Here is a 20,289-nt window from a genome sequence, read left to right as displayed (position 1 = left end):
ATGCCGCAAGCCGTCCAGGTGGCAACTGTTGCCACTACACCTGCCGCCGATGTTTCACCTATTCAGGTTTACTTGGCTGCGGATAACGACTTTCTCATTCCTTTGGTTTTCCCCCAATTCCAAATCCATGTACTGGATGACTATAAGGACACTTGGTTTGGTCAAAAAATCAAAATCGAGTTTCCCAAAGCTCCCTTGCTGGGGCATGCCGGTGTTTTGCTGATTAATGGCAAGACGGGTGAATCCAAATACTATGAGTACGGTCGATATAAAGGGCCCGGTCCGGCTGGGCGAGTACAAAAAGGTAGCATCCCCAACGTAAAAATTGTGGCCGGGCATATTACTGAATCATCATTGAAAAAAACACTTAGGCAGATCTCCATAGGTCACGGCCAATCAGGAAATATTAAAGGTGTCGTGCTGAGAGGAGCCGTTTATGCGAACGCTCTAGTATGGCTAGACGGAAAGTTCGCTGAAAACAGTGACAAGACTCGGAAAGCGTACGATCTAGGAAATCATAATTGCGTAACTTTCGCCGCGGAGTTGGCGGAGAGCGTGGGGTTTTCTGCTCCTTTTCGTTCTCGAACAGTGGCGCCAACTCTATACATGACACAGTTTCAATTGTCTGAAATTGACCTTGAATACAGTTTCGCCGATGACAAATTGGAAATAGACGAATGAAGACTCTGAAGAGACTGGCCATTTCACTCGCTATTATTTTTTTTCTGCTCGTAGTGGCGGTGTTTGCTCTGCTGGAGCGCGATGACGGAAAGGGGCCTGTATTGAAAGATCATCCAAATGCTTTTTGGAGCGGGGCGGAAGACGGTGGCTCTTTCTTTGAGATTACCAAATCGAGTCCACCAAACTACTACGTCGAAATACGCCATGAAAGCGGAGATATCTGGTCCAAAGGCTGGGTGACACATGTGAAAAAGGAAGGAGGACAGCTTTCTAACGAAGATTTTATGGGTTACGACGGAGGTGATGAAGTTTACTTGCAAGACGAAACTGCATTGAAGTTGAACCCCGTGTTGGTGAAGTAACATGACAGCATGTGCTTTCCTTGGTCTAACGAAAAAGGGGACTACCCCGAATATTCTTTATTTTTTAATGTCGGCTATTTTATTGCTTTTTTCGTTCACCGACCCCAAAAGCAAATGGACGGTTGGTTTCGGTTTTTTTGGCTCTTCAAAAACAATCGATATGTATGGCTATTTGTTTGTTTTTTGCACGACGCTTTATGTTCCGATGATGGTGTTCGCATTTTATTATTTGGTAAAGGCGATTGTGGCTTTTGTCAGATCAAAAAGTTTTCAGCGTGGGATGTCTCCTTTAGTTATTTCGGTTGTGGGTGTCGTTGCGCTTTATAGCTTCAATCACTGGGTGTTTAGTGAGATTTTTTAATGATGTGGCACAGGACTTCCAAAAAGTATGAGGCGAGTTTCCGGTCTGGCGGCCGCGCTCTACAGGACGTTTTATTCATGAGATTCAATACCAGGCAGGTAACCCGTGTCGTTTAACCACTACTACCAAAGCGAACTCACCGCACTTCGCCAGTTAGGTCGTCGATTCGCCGAGCGTAGCCCGGCGTTGGCGCCTTTCCTGGGTCAGGCCGGGCGGGATCCGGACGTGGAGCGGTTGCTGGAAGGCTTTGCGTTCCTGACCGGCCGCCTGCGCCAAAAGCTCGACGACGAGTTGCCGGAGCTCAGCCACTCGCTGATGCACCTGCTGTGGCCCAACTACATGCGCCCGCTGCCGGCATTCAGCATTTTGCAGTTCGATCCGTTGAAGCGATCGGGACCTGCGTTGATGGTCGAGCGCGACACGCCGGTCGAGAGTGTGCCGATCGATGACGTGCGTTGCCGTTTCCGTACCTGCTACCCGACCGAAGTTTTGCCGCTGGATCTGGCCGCGCTGAATTACTCGGTGAAGGGCGACGGTTCGCTGTTGAGCCTGCGTCTGGAGATGAGCGCTGACGGTCACCTCGGTGAACTGGAACTGAGCCGTCTGCGTCTGCACTTCGCCGGTGAGCGCTACATCAGCCAGATGCTTTACCTGAGCCTGTTGCGCAACCTGGAAGGCATCGAACTGATCCCGCTGGACGGCGCCGGCAAGCCCATCAACGGCGTCAACGGGACGCCAATGGCCTTCAAGATGCCCGGCGACCGTGTGCAACCGGTGGGTTTTGCCGAAGAAGAGGCGTTGATCCCGTATCCGCTGAACACCTTCCGTGGCTACCGCTACCTGCAGGAATATTTCGCCTTCCAGGACAAATTCCTGTTCGTCGATATCAACGGTCTGGACCTGCTCAAGGCCCTGCCGGAAGACACGCTCAAGCAGATGCGCGGGCTGGAATTGCGCTTCGACATTCGCAAGAGCGGCATCATGCGGATGCGTCCGACGCTGGACAACGTGAAGCTCTATTGCACGCCGATCGTCAACCTGTTCAAGCACGACGCACTGCCGATCCGCCTCGACGGCAAACAAGATGAATACCTGCTGCTGCCGGCCGAATACGACCTGGAAAACTGCGGTGTGTTCTCGGTGGAAACCGTGACCGGCTGGAAGCCCGGCGGCCTCGGTTATCAGGAGTACGTGCCGTTCGAATCGTTCGAGCACGACCCGAGTTTTGACGTGCCCAACAGCCGTCCGCACTACAGCATCCGTCAGCGTTCGTCCTCGTTGCACGACGGCCTCGACACGTATCTGAGCTTCGGCATTCGCCACACCGAAGCCCACGAAACCCTGTCTATCGAGCTGATGTGCACCAACCAGAACCTGCCGCGCAAGCTCAAGCTCGGCGACATCTGCATGGCCTGCGAAGAGACGCCGGAGTTCCTCAGTTTCCGCAACATCACCCCGGCCACGCCCAGTTATGCGCCGCCGCTGAACCGTGACTTCCTCTGGAAGCTGATCAGCAATATGTCGCTTAACTATCTGTCGCTGGCCGACGTCAATGCGTTGAAGGTGATTCTCGAAACCTACGACCTGCCGCGCTACTACGACCAGCACGCTGAAAAAGTCAGCAAGCGTCTGCTGGGCGGGCTCAAGTCGATCAAGCACCAACACGTCGACCGCTTGCACCGAGGGTTGCCGGTACGCGGGTTGCGCACCGAGCTGACCATCGACCCGGAAGGGTATATCGGCGAGGGCGACCTCTTCGTTTTCGCTTCGGTTCTTAACGAGTTTTTCGCGCTTTACGCCAGTCTCAATTCGTACCACGAGCTGCGGGTAAAAAGCACACAGGGAGAGGTGTACCAATGGACACCACGTATGGGCCTTCAGCCGCTTCTTTAAGCGGACTGACCCGAGGAATACGCGAGTACTCGCTGTTTCAGGCCGTGCTGCTGGTGGTTGACCGGCTGCGTGAGGCCCACCCGCACCTGAGCCAGGACGATTTGTACGATCAACTGGAATTCCAGGCCAACCCGAGCCTGGGTTTTCCCGGCAGTGACGTTGATCGCGTGGAGTTTTTCACCGAGCACGGCCACCTGCGCGCGCGCCTTCGTTTCAACCTGATCGGCCTGGTCGGTTCCGGTTCGCCACTGCCGGCGTTCTACGGCGAACAGGCCCTGGGCGATAGCGAAGACGGCAACCCGACCCGCAACTTTCTCGACCTGTTCCACCATCGCCTGCAACGGCTGATGCTGCCGATCTGGAAAAAATACCGCTACCGCGCAAGCTTCGAGAGCGGCGCGCTCGACCCGTTCTCTTCGCAATTGTTTGCGTTGATTGGCCTGGGTGGCGAAGAGATTCGCAAGGCCGGCGAACTGAACTGGAAACGCCTGCTGCCGTACCTCGGCTTGCTCAGCTTGCGGGCGCACTCGGCGGCGCTGATCGAAGCGGTGCTGCGTTACTACTTCAAGCACGCCGAACTGACTATCGAGCAGTGCATCGAGCGTCGTGTCGAAATCCTCGACGAGCAGCGCAATCGCTTGGGCCGCGCCAACAGCCTGCTCGGCGAAGACCTGGTGCTGGGCGAACACGTGCGCGATCGCAGCGGCAAATTCCGCATTCACATCCGCGAACTCGACTGGCAACGCTTCCATGAATTCCTGCCGATCGGTTTCGGCTACCAGCCGCTCTGCGCGCTGGTGCGGTTCACCCTGCGTGACCCGCTCGATTACGACATTCGCCTGGTGCTGCGCCAGGAAGAAATCCGCGAACTGCGCATCGGTGAGCAGAACGCCTGTCGCCTGGGATGGACCAGTTGGCTCGGCCGCGAAAAAGCGGACGGCGTGGTGACCCTGGGCAGCAAAATTCATTAAGGACAGATGACCAATGATCAACGTAGACCTGCAACAACTTATCCAGGCGCTGGACGCCGAAACCCGTCGTGACCTGGAAAGTTCAGCCGAACGCTGCGTCGCCCGTGGCGGCAGCAAGATCCTCGTCGAAGACTTGCTGCTGGGCTTGCTGGAGCGCCCGCAAGGCTTGCTCGCACGCGCGCTGCAAGACGCCGAAGTGGATGCCGGTGAGCTGAGCGCCGCGTTGCAATCGCGGGTCGAGCACAGCGCTTCGCGCAACCCGGTGTTCGCCCCGGAACTGGTGCAGTGGCTGCAAGACGCGTTGCTGGTGGCCAACCTTGAATTGGGCCAAAGCCAGGTCGAGCAAGCCGCGTTGATCCTCGCGCTGTTGCGCAACCCGATGCGCTACGCGGGCAGCCGCTACCAATCATTGCTGGCCAAACTGAACATCGAGCGTCTGAAAGAATTCGCCCTGTCGCAGAAAGAACAACCGGCCACCGGCAAACCTGCCGTGCCGGGCGAATCGCTGCTGCAGCGCTTCACCCACAACCTGACTCAACAGGCCCGCGACGGCAAACTCGACCCGGTGTTGTGCCGCGATGGCGCGATCCGGCAGATGGTCGACATCCTCGCCCGTCGCCGCAAGAACAACCCGATCGTGGTCGGTGAAGCCGGCGTCGGCAAAACCGCCATCGTCGAAGGCCTGGCCTCACGCATCGCCGCCGGTGAAGTGCCGCAAGTCTTGAAAGGCGTTGAGTTGCTGTCGCTGGACATGGGCCTGTTGCAGGCAGGCGCCAGCGTCAAAGGTGAATTCGAGCGTCGCCTCAAAGGCGTGATCGACGAAGTCAAAGCCTCGCCGAAACCAATCATCCTGTTCATCGACGAAGCTCACACGCTGATCGGCGCGGGCGGCAATGCCGGTGGCTCCGACGCGGCCAACCTGCTCAAGCCAGCATTGGCCCGTGGCGAGTTGCGCACCATCGCCGCCACCACTTGGGCGGAGTACAAGAAGTACTTCGAAAAAGACCCGGCGCTGGCCCGTCGTTTCCAGCCGGTGCAACTGCACGAACCGACCGTCAGCGAAGCGGTGACTATCCTGCGTGGCCTGGCTCAGGTTTACGAGAAGAGCCACGGTATCTACCTGCGCGATGACGCCGTAGTTGCGGCGGCTGAGTTGTCTGCTCGCTATCTCGCGGGTCGTCAGCTGCCGGACAAAGCCGTCGACGTACTCGACACTGCGTGCGCCCGCGTACGCATCAGCCTCGCCGCCGCGCCGGAAAGCCTCGAACGCTTGCGTGGCGAACTGGCTGAAGGCGGTCGTCAGCGTCAGGCCCTGCGCCGTGATGCCGAGGCCGGTCTGCTGATCGATCACGAAGCGCTGGACGCTTTGGAAGATCGCCTGGCCGAAGCCGAAGATGAAAGGGTCGCCCTCGAAGCGCTGTGGACCGAACAGAAGGAACTGGCCGAGCGCCTGCTGGACCTGCGTCAGCAACTGGCCAAGGCCCGCGAAGCTGCCGCCGTCGAGCCTACTGTCACGGTTGAAGAAGACGCCGAAGGCACCGTGATCGAAACGCTGCCGGTGGACGAAGCGCAAAGCGTTGAAACCCTGGAAGCCGCGCTCAACGAAACCCACAAAGCACTGACCGAGCTTCAGGTCAAAGAACGTCTGGTGAGCTTCGAAGTCTGCCCGCGTCTGGTGGCCGAAGTGATCAGCGCCTGGACCGGCGTGCCATTGGCCCAACTGGCCCGCGAGCACAACGCCAAGGTCGCGAGCTTCGCCACCGATTTGCGCACGCGCATCCGTGGTCAGGAACAAGCCGTTCACGCACTGGACCGCTCGATGCGCGCCACCGCTGCCGGCCTGAACAAACCCGATGCACCGGTCGGCGTGTTTCTGCTGGTCGGCCCGAGCGGCGTCGGCAAGACCGAAACCGCGCTGGCCCTGGCGGACTTGCTGTACGGCGGTGATCGTTTCATCACCACCATCAACATGTCCGAGTTCCAGGAGAAACACACCGTCTCGCGCCTGATCGGCGCGCCGCCGGGCTACGTCGGTTACGGCGAGGGCGGCATGCTCACCGAAGCCGTGCGCCAGAAGCCGTACTCGGTGGTGCTGCTCGACGAAGTCGAAAAGGCTGATCCGGACGTGCTGAACCTGTTCTACCAAATCTTCGACAAAGGCGTGGCCAACGATGGCGAAGGGCGCGAGATCGATTTTCGCAACACGCTGATCCTGATGACTTCGAACCTGGGCAGCGACCGCATCGCCGAGCTCTGTGAAAACGGCGCACGACCGTCGGCCGAAGTCCTTGAAGAAACCATCCGCCCGGTGCTGAGCAAACACTTCAAACCGGCGTTGCTGGCGCGCATGCGTGTGGTGCCTTACTACCCGGTCGGTGGCCCGGTGCTGCGCGAGCTGATCGAAATCAAACTCGGTCGTTTGGGCGAGCGCCTGAACCGTCGTCAGTTGGATTTCACTTACTCGCAAGACCTCGTCGATCACCTGGCCGAACGTTGCACCCAAAGCGACAGCGGCGCACGTCTGATCGACCATCTGCTGGACCTGCACGTGCTGCCGCTGGTGGCTGACCGCTTGCTCGATGCGATGGCCACGGGCGAAAGCCTCAAGCGTGTCCACGCGACGCTAGACGGCAACGCCAGCGTGACGTGCGAGTTCGCCTGAGGTGGGTGTGATGTTCACTCTAGTGCCGCAACCGCTGGTCTATGCCGAAGCCTTGCTGGCGCAGTTCGCCAGCCTGTCGCGCGCGGCGGACGGTGCTGCGCTGCTGGGTGACTTCGTGCGCGGGTTGGCCGAGCTCAGCGGTTGTGAGTTGACGCAGCTGTACCTGCTGGACGCGACTCACACGTGTCTGGGGATGAACGCCGAATGCCTCAACGGCATCCTGCAACCCCGGGAAGCGGCGAGCCTGCCGGCGGATTACAACGGTGAACAACTGCTGCAATTCGCCCTGTGCCAGAACCGCGTGGTGTGCCTCAGCGAGTTGAGCGGCAGCCTGCACGAAACCAGTTTCCTACCGCCTCAGGTCATGCCTTGGCAGTCGCTGTTGTGTGTGCCGCTGGTCAATCAGCAGAAAGCCGTCGAAGGCTTGCTGCTGTGCGCCAGTCGCCGGCATGTCGACCTGCAAGGCTTTGCCGATTCCCTCGGTCAACTCGGTTCGTTCGTGCTCGGCCAACTGCATTTGCTGCAACGTCTGCGTCAGCCAACCGGTGATGCACGACCGGCGAAGGTCAGCGTCCCGAGCGCCAGCGGTTACGGTTTGATCGGCAAGAGTTCGGCCATGCGCCAGACCTATTCGCTGATCAGCAAAGTCCTGCACAGCCCGTATACCGTGCTGTTGCGCGGCGAAACCGGCACCGGCAAGGAAGTGGTGGCGCGGGCGATTCACGATTGCGGCCCGCGCCGTTCCCAGGCGTTCATCGTGCAGAACTGCGCGGCGTTCCCCGAGAACCTGCTGGAAAGCGAATTGTTCGGCTATCGCAAAGGTGCCTTCACCGGTGCTGATCGCGACCGTGCCGGGCTGTTCGATGCAGCCAACGGCGGCACCTTGCTGCTCGATGAAATCGGCGACATGCCGTTGTCCCTGCAAGCCAAGTTGTTGCGGGTTCTGCAGGAAGGCGAGATCCGCCCGTTGGGCTCCAACGACACCCACAAGATCGACGTACGCATCATCGCCGCGACTCACCGGGATTTGTCGGTGCTGGTCAGCGAAGGCAAATTCCGCGAGGACTTGTACTACCGCCTCGCGCAATTCCCGATCGAGTTGCCGGCCCTGCGTCAGCGCGAAGGCGACATCCTCGACCTGGCCCGGCACTTCGCCGACAAGGCGTGCTCGTTCTTGCAACGGGACGCCGTGAGTTGGTCCGATGCGGCGCTGGATCACCTGTCCGGTTATGCCTTCCCCGGCAACGTGCGTGAACTCAAAGGCCTTGTCGAACGCGCGGTGCTGCTGTGCGAGGGCGGCGAGTTACTGGCCGAACATTTCTCTCTGCGCATGGAAGCCATGCCGGAAGACAGCAGCGGGCTGAACTTGCGCGAACGCCTGGAGCAGGTCGAACGCACTCTGTTGCTCGATTGCCTGCGCAAAAACGACGGCAACCAGACCCTCGCCGCCCGCGAACTCGGGCTGCCGCGCCGCACGCTGCTGTACCGCCTTGGGCGCCTGAATATCAATTTGGGTGATTTCGATGGGTAGGCAAACGACCGTCGATTTCACCTCATCCGCTTCTAACAGCGCCGCCCAAACGGGTCGGCGCTTTGTACTTTGTCTACCCCTGGAGACCCTCTGATGCCTGTTCGTCACTGGCAAGCCGTCCTGCTGACCCTCGTCGTTCTATGCGGCCTCGGCGGCTGTAGCGGCAATTACAAATACAACGACAACACCTATCGCCCATTGGGTGATCCGCAGGCGGTCAATCGCGGCAAGTGACCGCAAGGAGTATCACCATGGAACTGGTTTTCGAAATGCTCAACACCAAGCAGTTCGTGCCCACGGATTTGTGCCAGAAGACCTTCAAACAGGCCGGTGGCGTGATCGGTCGGGGCGAGGATTGCGACTGGATCATCCCGGACCGCAAGCGTCACCTGTCCAATCACCACGCGGTGATCAGCTACCGCGAAGGCACGTTTTTCCTGACCGATACCAGCAGCAACGGTATCCAGGACAGCGAAAGCGGCGCGCGCCTGCGCAAGGGCGAAGCGATGCGCATCGAGCACGGTAGTGTCTACGTGCTGGGTGACTTCGAGATCCGTGCGCGGCTGGTGCGCGACCCGGCGACCTTCGACGTCGAAGTAGGCCGTCCGCAAGCAGCGGGCAGCATCATTCCGGACGATGCGTTTCTCGATCTCGACCCGCTCAATGCCCTCGATCAGCAAGAGCGTGTGTACTCGGAAATCGACGAGCTGATCTCCCCGAGCACCACCCTCTCAGACACCCGTCAGCGCGCCGACTATGCGCGTATCGACATGGAAAGCCTGATGGTGCCGGAGCTGATCAACGCCCCGGCAGAGCCCGCCCCCGCGCCACCGCCCAAAGCGGTCGAGCGTCAGAGTGAAGGTTTCTGGGAGCATTTCGGTGCCGCGTTGGGCGTGGACCTCAAAGGCCTCGACCACGATGCTCGCGAAGCCCTGGCGTTGAACGCTGCACGCCTGCTCAAGCAAAGCGTTGGCGGTTTGCAGCAGAGCCTGCGCACCCGCAGCGAACTGAAAAACGAACTGCGTCTGGCCCAGACCACCGTGCAAGGCACCCAAAAGAACCCGCTGAAATTTGCCGTCGATGCCGGCGAAGCGTTGGGCATTTTGTTGCAGCCGAACAAGCCGGGTCAGTTGCCGCCCGAGCAAGCAATCTCCCGTGCGTTCCGCGATTTGCAGGCGCATCAGGTGGCCTTGCTGACCGCCAGCCGCGCCGCTGTTCGCGGCACGCTGGAACACTTCTCGCCACAGCAGTTGACCCTGCGTTTCGAGCGCGACAACAAGCCGTTGCTCGCCACCTCCGGCAGTCGCTGGAGAGCCTACGGTCGTTATCACCAGGCCCTGCGTCAGGACGATGACTGGAGCGAGCGCCTGCTGGCCCGCGACTTCGCTCAAGCCTACGAAGAACAGATCCGCCTGATTTCCACCCTTCACACCGACCACCAAGGATGATGCGCATGTCTCGCTGCTCGACCGCTTTTTTCAAGACGCTGACGGCATTCGCGGCCCTGGTGTTGCTGGCCGGCTGCTCGTCGCTGTCGCCGTATTCCCACGTCACCAAGCTCAACCTGAAGCTGACCGCCAGCGATCAGCTGAACCCGGACCTCAACGGGCGTCCGTCGCCGATCGTTGTGCGTCTGTTCGAGCTCAAGCATCCGGTGACGTTCGAGAACGCTGACTTCTTCAGCCTGTACGAGCGCGCCAAGGAATCCCTGGCCCCGGACCTGGTGGCCAGCGAAGAAATTGAACTGCGTCCAGGTGAAACCGTGGAGATGAAACTCAGCGTGGAGGAGGGCAGTCGCTACGTCGGCATCCTCGCCGCCTACCGCGATCTGCCGGAAACCAAATGGCGCTACACGGTGCAAGTCACCCCGGTGGAAGTCACCGACGCTGATCTGACCCTCGACCAGGCCGGTATTCGCAACAGCAACGAAACGCTCGCCAAGGCGGATGACTGATCATGAATTCCCATAAAGTGATTTGGCAGGAAGGCATGCTGCTGCGTCCGCAGCACTTCCAGCACAACGATCGCTACTACGACCACCAGATGAAGACCCGCACGCAGTTGCTGGGCAGCTACACCTGGGGCTTCCTGAACCTGGACATCGACTTGCAGTTCCTCAACATGGGCAAACTGGTGATCAGCCAGGCCTCGGGGATTCTGCCGGACGGCAGCCTGTTCGAACTCGGCGGCAACACCGAACCGCTGGCGCTCGACGTACCGCCGAACACCGGTAATACGCCGATCTACCTGGCGCTGCCACTGGTCACCGGCAACCACATCGAGTCGCGCCGACCGGAGCAATCCGACGTGCTGGCGCGCTACACCGCGTACGAAGCGGAAGTCGCCGACTCCAACGCCGGCGACGATTCCGCCAGCCAGGTCAGCTGTGGTCGCCCGGACTTCAAACTGTTGCTCGGCGAGCAGCAGAGCGACCAGGCCTACGTGAAACTGAAGATCTGTGAAGTGCTCGACACCACGCCCGACGGCGTGATCAGCCTCGACCCGGACTTCGTGCCGACCTACATTCAGGCGCACTCGTCCAGCTACCTGCTGTCGTGTCTGAAAGAAGTGATCAGCATGCTCGGCCACCGGGGCGACACCATCGCCGAGCGGATCCGCTCGAACGGCAAAGTCGGTGGCGCGGAAGTCGGCGACTTCATGATGCTGCAACTGATCAACCGCACCGAACTGCTGCTGCGTCACTACCTCGGCCTGGAGCAGGTTCACCCGGAAGAGTTGTACCGCACGCTGCTGACCATGCTCGGCGATCTGGCGACCTTCTCCAGCGACAGTAAACGCCCGCGTCTGGACAGCCGTTACCAGCACAGCGACCAGGGCGCGAGCTTCCGCAAACTGATGGAAGCGATTCGTCAGGTGCTGTCGATGGTGCTCGAACAGCACGCCATCGAACTGGTCCTGCAAGCGCGTCAGTACGGGATCATCGTCTCGCCGTTGCACGACCACAAACTGCTGGGCTCGGCCTCGTTCGTGCTCGCCGCCAGCGCCAACTGCGACTCCGAAGAACTGCGCCATCGCTTGCCGGCGCACCTCAAGGTCGGCCCGGTGGAGCGTATCCGCCAACTGGTCAACCTGCATCTGCCTGGGATCAAGGTCAAACCGTTGCCGGTGGCCCCGCGGCAGATCGCGTTCCACTCCAACAAAACCTATTTCATTCTCGAACTCAGTTCCGAAGACCTGGCACAACTCGAGCGCTCCGGCGGCTTCGCGTTCCACGTGTCCGGCGAATTCGCCGAGCTTGAACTGAAATTCTGGGCCATCAGGAACTGACCGACATGATCAAGGACATGGAACATACCCAGGACGATAAAACCGTCCTGCTCGACCGTCAGGGCCACGGCCCTGCTTCGAGCCCGCTGACAGATTTCGCCGCACCGCCGCGTTTTGAACAGCTCGAAGAACGGATGATCTACGCCGCGCGTTTGCGCCCGGCCGAAGCGTTCAACATCAGCCTCAATTCGCTGGTCGCAGCGGCGTCTGACTTGTTGTCGGAAGTGGTGCGACTCAAGCACAGCGACACCCGCGAAGACATGTACGCGCTCAACGAGCGGCTGACCGCCGGGCTGAAACTGTTTGAAGTGCGGGCGCTGCACAACGGCGCCGAAAGCAGCCAGGTGATGGCCGCCCGTTACGTGCTGTGCACCGTGGTCGACGAAGCCGTCGTGACCACGCCGTGGGGCAACGAAAGCGAGTGGTCGCAGATGAGCCTGCTCAGCAGCTTCCACAACGAAACCTTCGGCGGCGAGAAGTTTTTCCAGCTGCTGGATCGCCTGTCGAAAAACCCGGTCAAGCACCTGCCGATGCTGGAGCTGATGTACCTGTGCCTGTCGCTGGGCTTCGAAGGCAAGTACCGCGTGCAAGCCCGCGGCATGCTCGAGCTCGAAGGCATCCGCGACGCCTTGTATCGCCAGATTCGTCAGTTGCGCGGCGACGTGCCACGTGAGCTGTCGCCGCATTGGGAAGGCTTGAACGATCAGCGCCGCAGCCTGGTGCGCATCGTGCCGGCGTGGATGGTGGTGCTGTTTACCGTGGTTTGCCTGGTGGTGATGTATTCGGGCTTCGCCTGGGTACTGGGCGAGCAACGCGAAACCGTTCTGCAACCTTATCAGCAGCTAGATCCGGCCGCGGTCCAGCCGCAGTCGCAGCCGTAAACAGGGACGTGTGATGAAAAAGTTTTTCAAGAAAGTCGGCGCATTCTTGCGTCAGACCTGGGTCTGGACCTTGCTGCTGGTGCTGTTCGTCGCGCTGCTGGTGTGGTTCGTCGGGCCGCTGCTGGCGGTCAATGACTACAAGTTCTGGGAAGGTTCGACCTCCCGCCTGCTGACCATCAGTGTGCTGTTCCTGATCTGGGGCCTGACCATGGTCTTCGTCAGCTGGCGCGCTGGCGTACGCAAGAAAGCCATCGAAGACACCGAAGACGGCCAGGATCGTATCCGCCGTGAAGAGCTGATCGACGAAGAGCAGAAAGAGCTTCGCGTGCGCTTCAAGGATGCGTTGAAAACCCTGAAGACTTCGAGTCTCTATCGCGGTCGCAGCGAGCGCTGGCGCAGTGATTTGCCTTGGTACTTGCTGATCGGCCCTCAGGGCAGCGGCAAGACCAGCCTGCTGGACTTCTCGGGCCTTGAGTTTCCGATCAACAAGATCGACCGCAAACTGACCCGCGACACCCTCGGCACCCGTCATTGCGACTGGTATTTCGCCGACCACGGTGTGTTAATCGACACCGCTGGGCGTTACCTGACCCAGCCGGATGCCGAAGTCGATGGCAGCGCCTGGAGCACCTTGCTCGACCTGCTGCGCAAGCGTCGCCGTAACCGTCCGTTGAACGGCGTGCTGGTGACCATTCCGGTGGAAATGCTGCTGGGCAACACCGAGCAAGACCTCGACACCCTGGCTCGCCAGGTGCGTGCCCGTCTGCAAGACGTGCATCAGAAACTGCACGTCGATGTGCCGGTTTATCTGGTGCTGAGCAAGGCTGACAAGCTGCTCGGTTTCGACGAGTTCTTCGATCAACTGACCCGCGAAGAAAGCGATCAGGTGCTCGGCACCAGCTTCCGCAAAGAGCAGAGCGGCACCGACGTCGCCGTGCTGCGCGCCGAGTTCGAAGAACTGCTGCGTCGCCTGAACAGCCAAGTGATCATGCGCATGCACCAGGAGCGCGACACCCAGCGCCGTGGCCGCATTCTCGACTTCCCGCATCAACTGGGGCAGATCGGCGAGCGCCTGTGCCTGTTCGTCGACATGGCGTTCACCGGCAACCGCTACCAGCGTGTCAGCCAGTTGCGTGGTTTCTACCTGACCAGCGCACCGCACCTGACTCAAGAGATGGACCAGACCACCGCCGGCATCGGCGCCAATCTGGGGATGAACGCTGGCATGCTGCCGACTTTGCGCAGCGGTCGTTCGCGCTTCATTCACCATTTGCTGAGCCGCGTTATCTTCCCGGAAGCCGATCTGGCCGGTCTGGACAAGCGCGAACGCAGCCGTATCCATTGGGGCCAACGTGCCCTGTACGTGGGCGCTTTGGCGGCACTGGCACTGTTCGGCATGCTGTGGGCGGGCGGATTCTCGGCCAACTACGAGCGCCTGGAAAACCTGCGTAACCTGGCTCAAAACTGGACTCAACAGCGCTCGGTCCTGACCGCGCGTGATGATTCCATGGCAGTGCTCAAGACCCTCGACACCCGCTACGCGGCGACTCAGGTCTTCCCGAAAAAAGGTGACGTGTCGTACCACGAACGTGGCGGCCTGTACCAAGGCGAAGAGGTCAACCCGGTGGTCAAGGAGGCCTACGAGCGTGAGCTTGAAGCGCAACTGCTGCCGAAGGTTGCGACCCTGCTGGAAGGGCAGATCCGCGCCAACATGAAGGACCGCGAACGCTTGCTCAACAGCCTGCGTGCGTACCTGATGTTGAACATGAAAGACCGTCGCGACGGCCCGTGGCTCAAGGATTGGGTGGCCACCGAATGGTCCCAGCGTTACGCCGGCAACACTGCCGTGCAGAACGGTTTGAACACCCACTTCGAGCGTTTGCTCAAGCAGCCGTTTATCTACCCGCTGAACGATCAACTGGTGGCCCAGGCGCGTCAGGTGTTGCGCAGCGAGTCGCTGGCCAACGTGGTTTACCGGATGCTGCGCGAGCAGGCCCGCAACCTGCCCGAATATCGCCTCAGCCAACACTTGGGCCCACAAGGTGCGCTGTTTGTCGGCACCGAATACGTGATCCCGGGTTTCTACACCCAACAGGGTTATCAGCAGTACTTCTCGGTTCAGGGCTCTGCGCTGGTCACCGATATCCTGCGCGACAACTGGGTGCTGGGCGAAGGCTCGGGCATCAGCGGCATGGACTTGCGTCGCCTGATGGTCGAACTGGAGCAACTGTACTTCCGCGACTACGCCAACTTCTGGAGCGAAGCGGTTGGCCAGGTTGCACTGCCTCCAATCAGCGACTTCAGTGAGGGCGCCGAGCAACTGGCGGGCCTGACGTCCGCCAACTCCCCGGTGTTGCAACTGCTGGTGGAAGTACGCGAGAACACCCGTTTCCCGGTGATCGCCGACAGCGCTGATGCAGCTGCCGAGGCGGCGGACAAACTGGGCGAGAAGGGCGGCAAGCTCGGCAAACTCGCGGCGGCCGCGGCTGACAAAGCCGCAGACATGACCAAGAACCTGCCCGACACCGCGAAGAAATCCCTGCAACGCCGCTTCGAACCGCTGCACCGTTTGCTGGATGACAACAACGGCCCGGCCGCTGATTTGACCCCGGCCCTGACGGCGCTCAACGACCTGCAACTGCAACTGGCGAGCCTGGCGCGTGCCAGTGCGCCGGAACAGGCCGCGTTCGAAATGGCCAAGACCCGCATGAGCGGCCAGCGTGATGCGCTGAGCAACTTGCGCAATGCCTCCAACCGTCTGCCGCGTCCGGTCAGCGTGTGGTTCAACGTCCTGGCTGAAGACACCTGGCGTCTGGTGCTGAACGATTCCTACCAGTACCTGAACCAGCGTTATCAGACCGAGCTGTACAGCTTCTACGGCAAGGCGATCAACAAGCGTTACCCGTTCAGCGCCCACAGCACCAGCGACGTTGCGATCAGCGACTTCCGCGAGTTCTTCAAGGCGCAGGGCATCAACGATCGCTTCTTTGAAACCTACATGCGTCCGTTCGTGAGTGGCGATCCAGGCAACTACCGTCTGCGCAGCATCGACGGGCACAGCATGCCGATCTCCAAGGTCTACCTCGACCAGATGGCCGCGGCACAAGTGATTCGCCAGAGCTTCTTTTCGATCAACCCGGCCGAGCCACAAGTGCAGTTCAAACTGGAGCCGTACACCCTCGACCCGGCCGTCAGCCGTTCCGAGTTCAAGTTTGGCGACAAGACCATCGAATACCGCCACGGCCCGATCGTGCCGGTGTCGTTCAAATGGCCGACCGATGCTGAAGACGGTCGCACCAGCCTGGTCCTCGACAAAATGGCCGGCCGCCCGATTGGCATCGAGAAGAACACCGGCCCATGGTCGCTGTTCCGTCTGTTCGACTTGATGCAGACCGAGTACCTGAGCGGTCGCGATGTGCTGGTGCTCAAAGCTGACGTAGGCGGTCTGCGCGCCAACTACCTGCTTAGCAGCCAGCGCACACCGAACCCGTTCGACATGGGCGTGCTGCGTACCTTCCGTATGCCGGTGCAGCTCTGATGCTGGTTGCCAGTCCCTGGCGCAGCGCTGCGCGTACCGATCCTGGCAAGGTTCGGGCGCGCAACGAAGATGCTTTCCTGGACTGCCCACAGCAGGGGCTGTGGGTGGTCGCGGACGGCATGGGCGGTCATCAGGGTGGCGACATTGCCAGCCAGCTGATCGTCGCCAGCCTGGCGGAATTGCCGGTGCAGGACGACTTCGACGAACGACTCAAAGGCATCCGCCAGTGCCTGCACTGGCTTAACCGCCGCTTGGGTCAGGAGTTGACCGTCACGGCCGGGCGCCACGACAGCATCATGGGCAGCACCGTGGTGGCGCTGCTGGTGGAAGGTAATCGCGCGGCCTGCATCTGGGCTGGCGACAGCCGTTGCTACCTGTGGCGTGGCCAGCGGTTGTATCAGCTGTCCAAGGACCATTCGCTGCAACAGCAACTCATCGACGAGCAGAACATGAGCGTCGAGGACGCCCGTGCACATCCTTCCGCTCATGCCCTGACCCGTGCGGTCGGGGCAGCCGATGTGCTGACGCTGGACGTGCTCGAACTCGAGGTTTACCCCGGCGATACGTTTCTGTTGTGCAGCGACGGTTTGTACCAGGGGCTGAGCACCGATGCCTTGGGCAACGCCCTGAGCCTGACCGCGCCGCACGTTGCGTTGGAGCGTCTGTTCGACGGTGCTTTGCGAGGCTCGGCCCGGGACAATCTGACTGCCGTGGTGATCCGAAAATGACTCAACTCATGCCGCCGCTCGACGACCTGCTGGTGACCGACGAGGAAGCCAATAACCTGACTTACTTTGCGTTCGCCAAATCGCACAAAGCAGAGCCCGCACTGGCGCCAACTAAGGCTAGCGTTGGCGAAATGCCCGACGTGCTGGCAGGCCGTTACCGCATCGAGCGCCTGCTCGGTGCCGGTGGCATGGGCGCGGTTTACCGTGCACGGGACTTGCTGAGCGAACAGTTCGGCGATCCCGACCCTTACATCGCGCTGAAAATCCTCAGCGAAGAATTTGCCGAATCGCCGGACGCCAGTGCCTTGCTCTACAGCGAGTTCGCCCTGACCCGACGCCTGCGCCACGACAACGTGCTGCGATTGCACAGCTTTGAAGTGGACACCGATTGCCAGCGCGCCTTCATCACCATGGAACTCATGCGTGGGCTGACCCTGGACAAATTACTCTGCGAGCGGCCGCTGGGCCTGCCGTGGAAAGAACTGCGCGACATCGCGCTGCCGCTGCTCGACGCGCTGGCCTTCGCCCACGCTCGCGGCGTGCTGCACGGTGACATGAAACCGAGCAACGTCATGCTCAGCGAAGAAGGCGTGCGCCTGTTCGACTTCGGTCTGGGCCAGGCCGAGGAGGGCATCCTGCCCGGCCTGCCACACCTGAGCCGCAACCGCTTCAACGCCTGGACCCCCGGCTACGCCGCGCCCGAACTGCTCGAAGGCCAACCGCTGTCGGCCACTGCAGATGTCTACGGCGTGGCCTGCGTGCTCTACGAATTGGCCGGCGGCAAACACCCGTTCCGCCGCTTGCCCTCGACCGAAGCCCGCGACGGCCACCTCGAACGCGAGCTGCACGCCCCCAGGAATCTCCCGAAACACTGCTGGCCAGCCCTGCGAACGGCGCTGGCATTCAATGCGGCAGATCGAACGATCACAGCCGCCCAACTGCGTGACGCTATGGGCGCCACATCGACTTGGCTGCAACGTCTGCGACGTCGGGCGTAACGGATGACTACCGAACAGGGAGCAAACAATGTTTAACCCTTCCAACGAAACGCATTTCAGCCTGACCGTCGAAGACTACGTCGGCGACCTGCAAGTGCTGTCGTTCACCGGCACCGAAGGCATCAGCCAGCCGTATCGCTTCGACCTGGAACTGGTCAGCGAAAACCCCGATCTGGACCTGGAAAAGCTCCTGCACAAGCAGGCCTTTTTGGCGTTCGATCCGCAGGGCAGCGGCATCCACGGCCAGATCTACCGCGTAGCCCAAGGCGATGCCGGCAAACGCCTGACCCGCTACAAAATCTCCCTGGTGCCGCAACTGCAATACCTGCACCACCGCACCAACCAGCGCATCTACCAGCAGATGTCCGCACCGAAAATCATCGCGCTGATCCTCGACGAACACGGGATCAAGGGCAACGCCTACAAATTCCAGTTAAGCCAGCCCTGCCCGGATCGCGACTACTGCGTGCAGTACGACGAAACCGACCTGCATTTCGTCCAGCGCCTGTGCGAAGAAGAAGGCATTCACTACCACTTCCAGCACAGTTCCAAAGGTCATCTGTTGGTGTTCGGCGACGATCAGACCGTGTTCCCTAAACTCGGGCAGCCCACGGCGTATGTGCAAGGCAGCGGCATGGTCGCCGACGAGCCGGTAATCAAAGGCTTCAAACTGCGCCTGGAAACCCGCACCGGCCGCGTCACCCGCCGCGACTACGACTTCGAAAAACCGCGTCTGCAACTCGAATCCGCCTACAAACCCGAGGCGCAAAGCGATGAACCGGACCTCGAAGACTACGACTACCCCGGCCACTTCATCGACCGCGCACGCGGTAAATTCCTCAGCCAACGCGCCCTCGAACGCCACCGCGCCGACTACCGCCAGGCCGAAGGCAAAAGCGATCAGACCACCCTGGTCAGCGGCCACTTCCTGGAAATGTCCGACCACCCGCGCACCGAGTGGAACGACCTGTGGCTGCTCACCGAAATCTTCCACGAAGGCAAACAGCCGCAAGTCCTCGAAGAGTCGGTGACCAGCGACACCACCGACAACAAGGACGACTTCCACCAGGGCTACCGCAACCGCTTCCTCGCCACCCCGTGGGACGTGTTCTATCGCCCGGCGCTGGAACACCCGAAACCGCGTGTGCTCGGCAGCCAGACCGCCATGGTCACCGGGCCTAAAGGCGAAGAGATTCACTGCGACCAATACGGCCGAATCAAGGTGCAATTCCACTGGGACCGCGAAGGGTTGGCTGATGACAAAACCAGCTGCTGGATGCGTGTCTCTTCGAGTTGGGCCGGCGATCGTTATGGCGCCATTGTCATTCCACGGATTGGTATGGAAGTGCTCGTCACCTTTCTTGAAGGTGATCCCGATCAGCCGCTGGTGACCGGTTGCCTGTACCACAAGGAAAACCAGGTTCCTTACGACCTGCCGGCGAACAAAACCCGAACCGTGTTCAAAACCCTCAGCTCACCGGGGGGCGGTGGGTTTAATGAACTGCGGATTGAAGACAAGAAAGGCGCAGAGCAGATCTTCATTCATGCCCAGCGGGATTGGGATGAAAACATTGAGCATGATCAGAAGATTCGTGTGGGGAATGAGCGACACGACACCGTCGAGAAGAACACTTACACCGAGCTCAAAGCTGAAGAACATCGCACCACGATTGCGGATCGCAAGACAGAAGCGCGGCTGGATGACCACCTGACTATTGGGCAGAACCAGCATGTGAAGCTAGGGACTGCGCAGCTGACCAGTGTTGGGAAAGAGATTCATCTGAAGGCTGGGGACAAGATTGTCATCGAAGCCGGGATGGAGCTGACAGTAAAAGCAGGTGGCAGCTTCATCAAGCTCGATGCCGGCGGCATCACAGTTGTTGGGCCGGTGGTGAAAATTAATGCCGGTGGATCTGCTGGGAGCGGGACAGGGATTGGGATCAAACCGCCGGTGCTGCCGGGGGCTGCGGATGCGGATAAGGCGGGGAGTTTGATGGATCAGGCGTTATCCAATCCGATGAAGGAAACGCTCCCCGGACAGCTACGTCTGCGCATTGCGCCTTTGCCGAACATGCCCGGTTATGCCGATGAGCCCTATCAGCTCTATGCGGATGGCGCGCCGATCAGCAAAGGCTTCAGTGATGAGCAGGGCAACGTGGTGTTTCAGCACATTCCCGGTACCCGCAACTATGTCGTGGAAACCGTCAACGGCCATCGTTTCAGCATGGACATGAGTGAAGAGTCTACTGACCAGACACGTCACCGCACTGAACGGCTGGGGCGCGAAGGCTACCGTGATTTTCCTGAGGGCGCGGCGTCATTGGAATCCGCGAATATCGGCGATGTATTCCGCCAACTGTGGGCAGATCAAAGTGAGCCGAAGGCGTAAATGGAG

At 60.2% G+C, this 20,289-nt stretch carries 16 protein-coding genes; all 16 read left to right on the top strand.

The genetic code is table 11. From position 1 onward, the window contains the following. The 16 genes from AC3IUE_RS31900 (at window position 1) to AC3IUE_RS31825 (ending at window position 20,283) form a co-directional block, all read left to right on the top strand. Window positions 1–681 carry a DUF6695 family protein gene (locus AC3IUE_RS31900; RefSeq protein ID WP_134420961.1) on the top strand — a complete coding sequence of 227 codons (681 nt, stop codon included), beginning with the start codon at window positions 1–3 and terminating at the stop codon, window positions 679–681. Further along, complete coding sequence (locus AC3IUE_RS31895) at window positions 678–1,043, top strand: hypothetical protein (RefSeq protein ID WP_489264687.1); 366 nt, start codon at window positions 678–680, stop codon at window positions 1,041–1,043. The genes AC3IUE_RS31900 and AC3IUE_RS31895 overlap by 4 nt, the downstream gene beginning before the upstream one ends. A 1-nt stretch (window position 1,044) precedes the next feature. Then, window positions 1,045–1,404, top strand: a complete 360-nt coding sequence (locus tag AC3IUE_RS31890; protein WP_489264685.1) for a hypothetical protein — start codon at window positions 1,045–1,047, stop codon at window positions 1,402–1,404. A 105-nt stretch (window positions 1,405–1,509) separates the two neighbouring features. Continuing rightward, window positions 1,510–3,297: a type VI secretion system baseplate subunit TssF gene (gene tssF, locus AC3IUE_RS31885; protein WP_489264683.1), complete on the top strand. Its 1,788-nt coding sequence runs from the start codon at window positions 1,510–1,512 to the stop codon at window positions 3,295–3,297. Beyond that, complete coding sequence (tssG, locus tag AC3IUE_RS31880) at window positions 3,261–4,268, top strand: type VI secretion system baseplate subunit TssG (RefSeq protein WP_489264681.1); 1,008 nt, start codon at window positions 3,261–3,263, stop codon at window positions 4,266–4,268. The genes tssF and tssG overlap by 37 nt, the downstream gene beginning before the upstream one ends. Before the next feature lie 13 nt (window positions 4,269–4,281). Continuing rightward, window positions 4,282–6,930, top strand: coding sequence for a type VI secretion system ATPase TssH (gene tssH, locus AC3IUE_RS31875; RefSeq protein WP_489264679.1), 2,649 nt, complete (start codon window positions 4,282–4,284; stop codon window positions 6,928–6,930). Between the two features lie 10 nt (window positions 6,931–6,940). Next, window positions 6,941–8,461, top strand: a complete 1,521-nt coding sequence (locus tag AC3IUE_RS31870) for a sigma-54 interaction domain-containing protein (RefSeq protein ID WP_489264677.1) — start codon at window positions 6,941–6,943, stop codon at window positions 8,459–8,461. 93 nt (window positions 8,462–8,554) lie between these two features. After that, the gene (locus AC3IUE_RS31865; protein ID WP_007894589.1) at window positions 8,555–8,695 is read left to right on the top strand and encodes a hypothetical protein; all 141 of its coding nucleotides are present in this window, start codon (window positions 8,555–8,557) and stop codon (window positions 8,693–8,695) included. 17 nt (window positions 8,696–8,712) lie between these two features. Next, window positions 8,713–9,909, top strand: coding sequence for a type VI secretion system-associated FHA domain protein TagH (gene tagH, locus AC3IUE_RS31860; protein ID WP_489264674.1), 1,197 nt, complete (start codon window positions 8,713–8,715; stop codon window positions 9,907–9,909). A gap of 5 nt (window positions 9,910–9,914) precedes the next feature. Beyond that, window positions 9,915–10,415 (top strand): type VI secretion system lipoprotein TssJ, encoded by a 501-nt coding sequence (gene tssJ, locus AC3IUE_RS31855; RefSeq protein WP_008150089.1) that lies wholly within the window; start codon window positions 9,915–9,917, stop codon window positions 10,413–10,415. Window positions 10,416–10,417: 2 nt separating this feature from the next. Further along, window positions 10,418–11,749: a type VI secretion system baseplate subunit TssK gene (gene tssK / locus AC3IUE_RS31850; protein WP_046045022.1), complete on the top strand. Its 1,332-nt coding sequence runs from the start codon at window positions 10,418–10,420 to the stop codon at window positions 11,747–11,749. Between the two features lie 5 nt (window positions 11,750–11,754). Beyond that, complete coding sequence (gene icmH / locus AC3IUE_RS31845; RefSeq protein ID WP_046045023.1) at window positions 11,755–12,630, top strand: type IVB secretion system protein IcmH/DotU; 876 nt, start codon at window positions 11,755–11,757, stop codon at window positions 12,628–12,630. 13 nt (window positions 12,631–12,643) lie between these two features. Then, entirely contained in the window at window positions 12,644–16,168 is a 3,525-nt protein-coding gene (gene tssM, locus AC3IUE_RS31840; protein WP_489264671.1) for a type VI secretion system membrane subunit TssM, read from the top strand. Further along, window positions 16,168–16,896 (top strand): PP2C family protein-serine/threonine phosphatase, encoded by a 729-nt coding sequence (locus AC3IUE_RS31835; RefSeq protein ID WP_309675623.1) that lies wholly within the window; start codon window positions 16,168–16,170, stop codon window positions 16,894–16,896. The genes tssM and AC3IUE_RS31835 overlap by 1 nt, the downstream gene beginning before the upstream one ends. After that, entirely contained in the window at window positions 16,893–17,894 is a 1,002-nt protein-coding gene (locus tag AC3IUE_RS31830) for a serine/threonine-protein kinase (protein ID WP_489264668.1), read from the top strand. Before AC3IUE_RS31835 ends, AC3IUE_RS31830 begins: the two co-directional genes overlap by 4 nt. A 28-nt stretch (window positions 17,895–17,922) precedes the next feature. Next, on the top strand, window positions 17,923–20,283 hold the full coding sequence (locus AC3IUE_RS31825) for a type VI secretion system Vgr family protein (RefSeq protein WP_489264666.1): 2,361 nt from the start codon (window positions 17,923–17,925) through the stop codon (window positions 20,281–20,283). The last annotated feature ends 6 nt before the right edge of the window (window positions 20,284–20,289 follow it).

Source organism: Pseudomonas sp. GL_093 (genome assembly GCF_057837605.1).
The sequence above is the reverse complement of the archived record's forward strand: the minus strand, read 5'-3'. Positions and strand labels throughout refer to the sequence as shown.

Bases quoted from the DNA above. Each gene is read 5' to 3' on its own strand.
- AC3IUE_RS31900 (WP_134420961.1), top strand. From the start codon at position 1: ATGCCGCAAGCCGTCCAGGTGGCAACTGTTGCCACTACACCTGCCGCC.
- AC3IUE_RS31895 (WP_489264687.1), top strand. From the start codon at position 678: ATGAAGACTCTGAAGAGACTGGCCATTTCACTCGCTATTATTTTTTTT.
- AC3IUE_RS31890 (WP_489264685.1), top strand. From the start codon at position 1,045: ATGACAGCATGTGCTTTCCTTGGTCTAACGAAAAAGGGGACTACCCCG.
- tssG (WP_489264681.1), top strand. From the start codon at position 3,261: ATGGACACCACGTATGGGCCTTCAGCCGCTTCTTTAAGCGGACTGACC.
- tssH (WP_489264679.1), top strand. From the start codon at position 4,282: ATGATCAACGTAGACCTGCAACAACTTATCCAGGCGCTGGACGCCGAA.
- AC3IUE_RS31870 (WP_489264677.1), top strand. From the start codon at position 6,941: ATGTTCACTCTAGTGCCGCAACCGCTGGTCTATGCCGAAGCCTTGCTG.
- AC3IUE_RS31865 (WP_007894589.1), top strand. From the start codon at position 8,555: ATGCCTGTTCGTCACTGGCAAGCCGTCCTGCTGACCCTCGTCGTTCTA.
- tagH (WP_489264674.1), top strand. From the start codon at position 8,713: ATGGAACTGGTTTTCGAAATGCTCAACACCAAGCAGTTCGTGCCCACG.
- tssJ (WP_008150089.1), top strand. From the start codon at position 9,915: ATGTCTCGCTGCTCGACCGCTTTTTTCAAGACGCTGACGGCATTCGCG.
- tssK (WP_046045022.1), top strand. From the start codon at position 10,418: ATGAATTCCCATAAAGTGATTTGGCAGGAAGGCATGCTGCTGCGTCCG.
- icmH (WP_046045023.1), top strand. From the start codon at position 11,755: ATGATCAAGGACATGGAACATACCCAGGACGATAAAACCGTCCTGCTC.
- tssM (WP_489264671.1), top strand. From the start codon at position 12,644: ATGAAAAAGTTTTTCAAGAAAGTCGGCGCATTCTTGCGTCAGACCTGG.
- AC3IUE_RS31835 (WP_309675623.1), top strand. From the start codon at position 16,168: ATGCTGGTTGCCAGTCCCTGGCGCAGCGCTGCGCGTACCGATCCTGGC.
- AC3IUE_RS31830 (WP_489264668.1), top strand. From the start codon at position 16,893: ATGACTCAACTCATGCCGCCGCTCGACGACCTGCTGGTGACCGACGAG.
- AC3IUE_RS31825 (WP_489264666.1), top strand. From the start codon at position 17,923: ATGTTTAACCCTTCCAACGAAACGCATTTCAGCCTGACCGTCGAAGAC.